Origin of the sequence: Pseudoalteromonas sp. TB51 (assembly GCF_000498055.1) — a bacterium.
Taxonomy (GTDB): domain Bacteria; phylum Pseudomonadota; class Gammaproteobacteria; order Enterobacterales; family Alteromonadaceae; genus Pseudoalteromonas; species Pseudoalteromonas atlantica.
On sequence record NZ_AUTO01000131.1, the window covers coordinates 1 to 6,518 of the forward strand.

The 6,518-nt window shown below is 40.1% G+C and carries 9 protein-coding genes and 1 pseudogene; 8 read left to right on the forward strand and 2 right to left on the reverse strand.

Annotated elements, in window-relative coordinates:
• On the reverse strand, positions 1–102 hold a 102-nt coding region (locus tag L650_RS23610; protein WP_164835546.1), incomplete at its 3' end, for a GTP-binding protein.
• Between the two features lie 216 nt (positions 103–318).
• Here L650_RS23610 and L650_RS0106755 point away from each other — a divergent pair.
• The 8 genes and pseudogenes from L650_RS0106755 to L650_RS0106780 all read left to right on the forward strand — a co-directional run bounded on the left by L650_RS0106755 (position 319) and on the right by L650_RS0106780 (position 5,038).
• Positions 319–1,403: pseudogene (locus L650_RS0106755) on the forward strand (alkene reductase).
• Between the two features lie 185 nt (positions 1,404–1,588).
• The gene (locus L650_RS0106760; RefSeq protein WP_411157020.1) at positions 1,589–2,476 is read left to right on the forward strand and encodes an RDD family protein; all 888 of its coding nucleotides are present in this window, start codon (positions 1,589–1,591) and stop codon (positions 2,474–2,476) included.
• A 2-nt stretch (positions 2,477–2,478) separates the two neighbouring features.
• Entirely contained in the window at positions 2,479–2,673 is a 195-nt protein-coding gene (locus L650_RS24825) for a hypothetical protein (protein WP_411157021.1), read from the forward strand.
• Between the two features lie 83 nt (positions 2,674–2,756).
• Positions 2,757–3,008 (forward strand): type II toxin-antitoxin system Phd/YefM family antitoxin, encoded by a 252-nt coding sequence (locus tag L650_RS0106765; RefSeq protein WP_029772620.1) that lies wholly within the window; start codon positions 2,757–2,759, stop codon positions 3,006–3,008.
• Positions 2,998–3,288, forward strand: coding sequence for a type II toxin-antitoxin system RelE family toxin (locus tag L650_RS0106770; protein ID WP_029772622.1), 291 nt, complete (start codon positions 2,998–3,000; stop codon positions 3,286–3,288). Before L650_RS0106765 ends, L650_RS0106770 begins: the two co-directional genes overlap by 11 nt.
• 82 nt (positions 3,289–3,370) lie before the next feature.
• The gene (locus L650_RS24695; RefSeq protein WP_262974668.1) at positions 3,371–3,670 is read left to right on the forward strand and encodes an esterase family protein; all 300 of its coding nucleotides are present in this window, start codon (positions 3,371–3,373) and stop codon (positions 3,668–3,670) included.
• Between the two features lie 13 nt (positions 3,671–3,683).
• Positions 3,684–4,232, forward strand: coding sequence for an alpha/beta hydrolase (locus tag L650_RS24700; RefSeq protein WP_262974669.1), 549 nt, complete (start codon positions 3,684–3,686; stop codon positions 4,230–4,232).
• A gap of 38 nt (positions 4,233–4,270) precedes the next feature.
• On the forward strand, positions 4,271–5,038 hold the full coding sequence (locus tag L650_RS0106780) for a hypothetical protein (protein ID WP_029772623.1): 768 nt from the start codon (positions 4,271–4,273) through the stop codon (positions 5,036–5,038).
• 62 nt (positions 5,039–5,100) lie between these two features.
• Here the strand turns inward: L650_RS0106780 and lnt are convergent.
• A partial coding sequence (gene lnt, locus L650_RS0106785; RefSeq protein ID WP_029772624.1) for an apolipoprotein N-acyltransferase occupies positions 5,101–6,518 on the reverse strand: 1,418 nt, incomplete at its 5' end.

The window sequence follows — 6,518 nt, forward strand, 5'->3', positions numbered from 1 at the left end:
CACTTTTTTTCCTTGTCGGTTATTAAGAATATGGCTAAGTACGGTTGTTTTACCTGAGCCTAAGAAGCCTGATAACACTGTGACGGGCAGTTTATTGATCATTTAATTTTACTTACTAATAGGTATTTATTGGTATGTTATATTGTATCAATTAAATTTTCTAGCACTAGCATCACTTTTTAAATAGTTTGTATGTAATGCTTAGCAGAAGAATAAGCAGACACTTTTGCAAATACAACAAAGCTATTTTGTGTTTTTTGCTATTTTTGAATTTATATAGCTGCGCTATTATGAGCGCCATCAAACTTAGGAGGCATTATGACGTTACTTTTCTCACCCATAGAACTTGCAGGTAAAACTTTAAAAAACCGTATTGTTTTGCCACCAATGACTCGCTCGCGCTCAACGCAGCCTGGCGACATTGCCAATGATTTAATGGCCACTTATTATGCGCAGCGAGCAAGTGCTGGGTTAATAGTAAGCGAAGGCACACAAATAAGTGAGCTGGGTAAAGGCTATGCCTGGACACCAGGTATTTACACAAACGAGCAAGTAGCAGGTTGGCGCACGGTGACCAACAAAGTGCACGATGCTGGTGGTGTTATGTTTGCGCAGCTTTGGCATGTAGGGCGCGTAACACACAGCGATAACACAGGCGGTGNCAGCCTATATCAGCATCGGCCATTGCTGCAAAAGACGTAAAAGTATTTGTAGATACTAACGGCGAACCTGGCTTTGTTGAGACTCAGTTACCGCGTGAAATGAGCAAGCAAGATATTGAAAATGTACTAGGCGAATTTCGCCAAGCGGCTAAAAATGCAGTAGACGCAGGCTTTGATGGCATAGAGCTACACGCTGCTAACGGGTATTTAATTAACCAATTTTTAGACTCGCAATCAAATGCCCGTACTGATGAATATGGCGGCAGTGTGCAAAATCGTCTGCGTTTTTTAACAGAGGTTGTAAATGCAGTAAGCGATGAAATTGGTAGTCAAAAAGTAGGTGTAAGGCTTGCACCACTTACCACGCTTAACGGCACGGTTGATGATAACCCAGAGCAAACATATTTAGCCGTTGCTCAAGCACTAAACGACGCTGGCGTGGGCTATATGCACATTGCTGAAGCCGACTGGGATGATGCCCCTTTAATGAGTGTTGAGTTTAAACAGGCTATTCGTAAAGCGTACAGCGGCGTATTAATTTATGCAGGTAAGTACACTAAAGAACGTGCCGATGAAGCCCTAGCACAAGGCTGGGCCGACATGATTGGCTTTGGTCGCCCGTTTGTGTCTAACCCAGATTTACCTGCACGTTTAAAGCAAGGTAAACCGCTAAATAGCCACAACCCCGACACCTTATTTGGTGGCGCAGAGCAAGGCTATACCGATTACCCAACCGCTTAATTATTATAAATAAAGTATTTTAAGGGCTGCATGTATACAGCCCTTTATTTATGCTGGTAAATCAATAGCTTTAACTTGAGCTAATACCAATTCGCAAAATAGATCACTTAATTAAGCGGATTGATATAAAAATAAAAAGCGCGTAAGTTAAATAGCTTACCCATTTTAAAAACATAAAAATAAAAATGAAAACCAAAGAGATAGAGCAACTCGCGTTATCAGACTCTGAAACCAAAGACGTGATCACTCCGTATGCCTTTAAAATTGACCAAGCGTTATTAGGTCTTCCATTAGCGAGCCCCATTAAACGTGCATTGGCGATGACTATTGATGTCACTTTAATATTTATGGCCGCTAAGCTAAGCGCCACTTTAATTGCCTTTGTGGCTGCAATGGCTTTTTATAAAGGCACTGCGCAGCAATATCTTCCAAAAATGTCGTCGTTTTGGCGCAGAGCCTTAAAGCTTTTTGCCGCGAGCTTTTTATTTGTAAGTTCACTAACTGTACTCTCGTTAGCGATTGATTTTTTTGAAGGCGATACCGCTATACAAACACCTCAACTAGAAAAAACACAGCAAAACGATGAGCTAAGCGAGCATGATAAAGCAATAATACGCACCTATTTAACGCAAACAGACGACGATAAAAACTGCGATGATGCTTGCCAAAGCGTTGCTCGAGCTAATTTAGTTGGCCAATTACCAGCGCTTGATGAAATGGAAAATGTAGGAGGGATTGAAGTTACGCGCACATTATTGCACTTAATGGCTATAGCTGATGATGAGCCCGTTGCGGCAGATGATTTTAAAAATAATGAGACAGAGCTAGAAAGTATTTCGGACGAAGTAACTCATAAAAGCAATATCACTGAAAAAGCTGAAACTAAAAGCGAGCAAACCAAACCTGTCACCAGCATTTTGCAGTGGGGTAAAGGCATTATTCAAGACCTAGGCCTTGGTTTTGGTTGGGCGGCCGTATACTTTACGTTGTTCTCGTTATTATGGCGCGGACAAACCCCAGGTAAAAAAGTATGTAATATTCGGGTGGTCTCACTAAATGGCGNGAGCCACTAGGTATGCTTGATTGTTTTGGCAGATACGGTGGATACGGCGCCGGTTTTGCAACAGGTTTATTAGGCTTCTTACAAGTGTACTGGGACCCAAACAGGCAAGCTATTCAAGATAAAATATCAGCGACGGTGGTTATTCAGGGCAGTGTGAACCAGGTTGTAAATGCACAAACGGTACAAGAGACTGTAAAAACTACTTAGAAAATAAGCAATTATAAAATATATAGCTTTAGATAAAAAAAGGGCTAAAATAAGGTCTTAATTTAGTTCTTTATAGGTGTTATATGAGACAGGTTTTAGCTGATTGTTCGGCAAGTATTTCAGAACTTAAAAAAAACCCAACCGCGCTTTTAAATGAAGCTGATGGCGCTGCAATAGCCATATTAAATCATAATAAGCCTGCAGCTTACTTGGTGCCTGCACAAATGTATGAGCAACTTATAGAACAATTGGATGATTATGAACTAACTAAAGTTGTTGAGAGCCGCAGAGGCGATTTATCTCAAGCGGTTGAAGTTAGTATAGATGACTTATAAGTTAAAGTTTTTACCAGCAGCCTTAAAAGAGTGGGAAAAACTTGCGCCACCACTTAAAAGCCAGTTTAAAAAGAAACTTGCTGAGCGCTTAGATAATCCGCATGTCCCAGCCTCTAAATTACGCGGCTTTGATAATGTTTATAAAATAAAATTGCGTACGGCAGGGTATCGCCTTGCTTACGAAGTTATTGATGACGAAGTTGTGGTGTATGTACTCGCAATTGGTAAACGCGATAAAGATGCAATATATAAAAAGTTAGCCTCAAGAACTAAGGAATAGCTTAGCAATAAAAGCGGTGTTTTGATTGTTGAAAGAAGGGCGCTTCTTCTTGGTTTGCTATTAATTTAATACAAGGATATGTATGAAAGTCTTATCAATAATATTTTTATATTTATTTTTTACAATAAATGTAAATGCCTCAGAGCCTATTACTTTAGCCAAAACCTATCAGCTTAAGTCTGTTATTTTAAATGAACAACGCAGTTTTAGCGTTTATTTACCGCCAAGCTACAATGAAAATCCCAATCAAGTATACCCAGTTATTTACTTGCTCGATGGTGACCAAACACATCTAAAAGCCGTAGCCGGGCTAGTCGAGGCACTTAGTACTCAGCGGCTTNGAGAAGCAAATACAACAAGCAATTATAGTAGCCATTCCTAATAGTCAAAATGCGATAAGAGAGCGGGATTTTACCCCAACCAATGTTGATTGGACATTTAACGGTGAGCTTCTTGAAAAGTTTGAAAATATTGGCAACGCCGCAAATTACAGTGCCTTTTTTGAAAAAGAACTTATCCCACTCATTAATAAAAATTACCGAACATCAACTAAACGCGTATTAATAGGTGAGTCCTTCGGTGGCTTGTTTGCCAGCTATGTATTGCTTAGCAACCATGCGCTATTTACAGATTACTTAATAATTGATGCAACCTACCTGTGGGATAATAACTACCTAAACCGTTATTTTGATGAGAAACAACTTATAAATAAGCCGCTTAATGGCAATGTATATTTTACCTTTGCAAATAATGACGAAGCGTTTGGCGAAATTGGTAAAGCAAATTATCAATGGGGTGTAGCGTTTGCTAAAAAGTTAAAAGCGCACCCAAGCAATAATCTAATTATTAATCAACGTTACTTTAAAGGTGAAACTCATGGCACAGTCGCTGCGCTTAGTTGGTATTATGGACTAAGAAACCTTCTGTACGAAGCAGCTAGTTAGGCTTGGTACGTAATTAAAAAAGCAAGGGGAGTTCATCAATGTTTAAGAAATTAGATAAATATATGGATGATTTGAAATCTCCGTACTGGGAATTTTACATTTATATAGTTGCTATTATTTTTCTTATTGTAGGTACTATTACCATTTTCTTTGGTGATTATGGATTAGGACAAAAGTTCGCAAACTTCGGAAGTTTTTTGGGTGGTGTTATAGCTTTAATAGCCCTTATTTACGCTAGGCATGAATATTTACGGCAAAGAGGTTTAAATGAAAGAGTAGGCATAATTACAAACTCACTACCTAAAGTTAAGGGGTTTTTAGGTAGCAATTTCGTGATGATTTCATCAAATTATCATTCTATTACATCTGGCTTTAAAGATAGTAAAACAGGTGTTTTTTCTAATCATTTAGAAGAATGTGAATTAGAAGATATTGCTATTGAGAACCAGAGATTAATAGAAGAGTTAAGTAATATTTGGTCTGAATATAAGGCTCAACACATGCGAGCAATGGAAGCTGGAGCCCACTTAAGTATTAATTACTTAATTAGCTATGATGAAGTAAAAACTTTGATAGAGGCATTGCAGGACGTATTATTCTTTATTTCAAAGAAGCTGAAATACTCCACTTATAGAAGCCGTGAACTAGAACTATTAGAAGAAAGGCTAGCTGATAACCTATACTATAAAAAATATATCCAAAATAGGTTTAATATTTGGGATGGCTTAGATTTAGTTGAATATAATCACACTAAAGCGGAATTACATATAGTGGTTGATAAAACCATAGCTTCACTAAAGTTATAAAAACTGCTTATATTGAGTGTATAAATAGCTGATAGTTAATTATTGTAAGCTATCAGCTTAATTCACTTTCTAAATCTACCGGCAAACCCACCAACTCCCAGCAGCAACACAACCCCCCACACAAAGACGTTTCCGTATTGACTGTACACGCTGTCGCCTTGTATAAGCTTTATATCGGCTTTCATGGTCGCGGCTTCAAACTGTGGCATGGTTTGCTGAGTGTGGCTTAGTGGGTCGTATACGGCGCTTACGCCATTGTTGGTAACACGTACCAGCGGGCGTTGTAATTCTAATGCGCGCATGCGGGCTATTTGCATGTGTTGTAATGGCCCAATTGAATCGCCAAACCAGGCATCGTTACTTACGGTAAACAGCAAGTCAGAGTCGCTTTGGTAATTACCGCGTACTAAATCGGAAAATACTATTTCGTAGCAAATGGCAGGTAGCAGGTTAAAGCCATTGGCGCGTAGGTTGTTTTGCACTCTATCGCCACGGGTAAACGATGACATAGGTAAATCAAACAATGGCGCTATAGGGCGCAATATATCCTGAAATGGTACAAATTCGCCGATAGGTAACAACTGGTGCTTACGGTAACGGTTTTTGTCTAGGTAGCGATAATGGCCGTGCTCGTCGTTGTGCTCTTTATTACCTACCACAATAAGGGTGTTGTAAATGGTTTTGGTGTCGAGCTGGTAGTCAACAATACCGGTAACTAATGCGGTTTTATTAAACGAGGCCGCGCTGTCTAAATTGGCTAAGTACGTGTCGGCAAGGGCTTCTATTTCGGGCACGGCGGCTTCGGGCCATACCACTAGGTCGGCATCCCAATGTGGGCGTGTTAGGTCTTGGTACTTGCTCATGGTGGTCCAAAACTCACTGGGTTCAAAGCGCAGGTGTTGTTTAATATTACCTTGCACCAATAAGGTCGACATTTCTTTGCCAGAGTAGTGATTATTACCGGTATTTAATGCGCCAATAATAAGTAACGCTAAAGCGGCTGCGCTTATTAATGGGGTTTTAAAATCTTTTTGGGTGAGCCTGTAAAGGGCAAAACCAATGGCAACACAGGTAAGCGTTAAGCCAAATTCGCCAATATAAGGGGCAAGCAGCCTAAGCGGGCCATCTGTTTGTGTATAGCCAAAACTTAGCCACGGAAAGCCAGTCAGTAAGTGTCCACGTAAGTATTCACTAATGGCTATGCTGGCAATTAGAAGTGCCCCCATGCTTTTAGGGCCACTTGCAAAGCGAGTTGCAGCCCAAAACGCGAGTGCTGGAAACAGGGCTAAATATGAGCACAGTAAAGTCATTAACGAGAGCGACGCTATAAGCGGCATGCCGCCAAAGGTGGCAATAGATACGTGCACCCAGCTAATACCCGCGCCAAACCAGCCTAAGCCAAATATAAAGCCATATTTAGCGGCGCTTTTCGCGTGCGTTTTACCTGTGTTGTTTGGGTTAATACAAAAAATAATGGCGG

Bases quoted from the DNA above. Each gene is read 5' to 3' on its own strand.
- L650_RS0106780 (WP_029772623.1), top strand. From the start codon at position 4,271: ATGTTTAAGAAATTAGATAAATATATGGATGATTTGAAATCTCCGTAC.
- L650_RS24825 (WP_411157021.1), top strand. From the start codon at position 2,479: ATGCTTGATTGTTTTGGCAGATACGGTGGATACGGCGCCGGTTTTGCA.
- L650_RS0106765 (WP_029772620.1), top strand. From the start codon at position 2,757: ATGAGACAGGTTTTAGCTGATTGTTCGGCAAGTATTTCAGAACTTAAA.
- L650_RS0106770 (WP_029772622.1), top strand. From the start codon at position 2,998: ATGACTTATAAGTTAAAGTTTTTACCAGCAGCCTTAAAAGAGTGGGAA.